This is a genomic window from Pseudoalteromonas sp. MMG007 (assembly GCF_018100985.1).
GTDB lineage: Bacteria > Pseudomonadota > Gammaproteobacteria > Enterobacterales > Alteromonadaceae > Pseudoalteromonas.
Window position 1 is genome coordinate 1 of record NZ_JAGJEI010000037.1, and the last position, 1,495, is coordinate 1,495.

The 1,495-nt window shown below is 42.0% G+C and carries 1 protein-coding gene; it reads left to right on the top strand.

What is annotated here, in order from left to right:
* Positions 1-12 precede the first annotated feature (12 nt).
* Positions 13-1,495 (top strand): condensation domain-containing protein (locus J8L71_RS18295; RefSeq protein WP_247655375.1); only part of this gene is annotated, 1,483 nt, incomplete at its 3' end.

A 1,495-nucleotide genomic window follows, 5' to 3' on the forward strand; every position in this document is an offset into this window, starting at 1 on the left:
CAGGTTGGCGTGATGGATAACTTCTTCCAGTTGGGTGGTCACTCTCTACTTGCAACAAAATTAGTCACTGCAATAAATAGGAAATTTGAAGTAGAAATGCCTTTGAAGACCGTATTTATAGCGCCTACTTTGCAAGCATTGGCAACCAGTGTGGACAGGTTAGACAAGGAAATCACTATCCCTGTTATTCAAAAAGTTGAAAGAGACCAAAAGCTATTTTGTTCATACACTCAAAACAATATGTGGATGGGTACCCAGATCGGGGGGAATGGTGCACAATATAATATTTCTTCGGCGCTTAAACTTAAAGGTGAGCTCAACATAGAGTCGCTAAAGTATGCTCTTGATACAATTCTTGAACGGCATGAAAGTTTACGTACTTGTTTTGAAATGGACAGTTCAGGAGAAGCAGTTCAGGTTATCCATGACAGTATAGAAGTACCGCTGAATTATCAGGATGTAAGTAGTTTAAGTGGTACTCAACAACAGTTGGCTATAAGCACTGCAGCTGAAGAGGAATCTTCCATCGCATTTGATTTGCAGCATGATTTAATGATGCGTGTTCGCTTATATAAACTAGCGGCTAAAAGTCATGTATTGTTTGTTACCTTGCATCATATTGCTGCTGATGGCTGGTCAATGGCACTATTGGTCAAAGAGTTTTGTGCGCTTTACGAAGCCAGTCTGGCGGGAGTGGAAAACCCGTTACCAGCTTTACCCGTTCAATATGCAGATTATGCCCACTGGCAACTTCAATGGCTGCAGGGTGATGTACTGAATACACAGTTAGATTATTGGAAAAGGCAACTAGACGATTTACCAACATTACATAGTATTCCATTGGATTATCCGCGTCCTGCCCAGCAGAGTTTTGCCGGAAATAGCGTAAATACTATCATCAGGAATGATGTGTTGGACAGATTAAAGGCTTTATGTCAGTCATTTGATGCTAGTTTATTTATGGGGTTGCAGGCAGCTTTTGCAGTGTTGTTAAGTCGTTACAGCCATGAAACCGATATTGTAATGGGCACCCCTATCGCGAACCGTGAGCAGGTTGAAGTGGCAGAGTTAATCGGTTGCTTTATCAATACTTTAGTCTTGCGCAGTGATTTATCTGGTGAGCCTAACTTCAAAACGTTGTTGGCTCAAAGTCGAGACATGCTGCTGAATGCTTATGGTCATCAGCAGGTACCACTTGAGAAGTTAATTGAAGAGCTTCAACCGCAACGTAGTCAGAGCCATAGCCCTTTGTTCCAAGTTATGTTGACGTTACAAAATAATGAAACAGCGGAAATTAATCTTACGGGTCTTGAACTGGAACCCGTAGAGCAGGCTAGCATTGATGCTAAATATGATTTTAGCTTGCTTGTATCAGAGTCAGAGCTAGGGCTGGAGCTGTCATGGATTTACAGTACGGCCCTGTTCAGTGAAGAAACTATGATACGGATGGCCGCTCATTTTGAGCATTTAATTCAGCAGTTAGTTAACTCGCCAG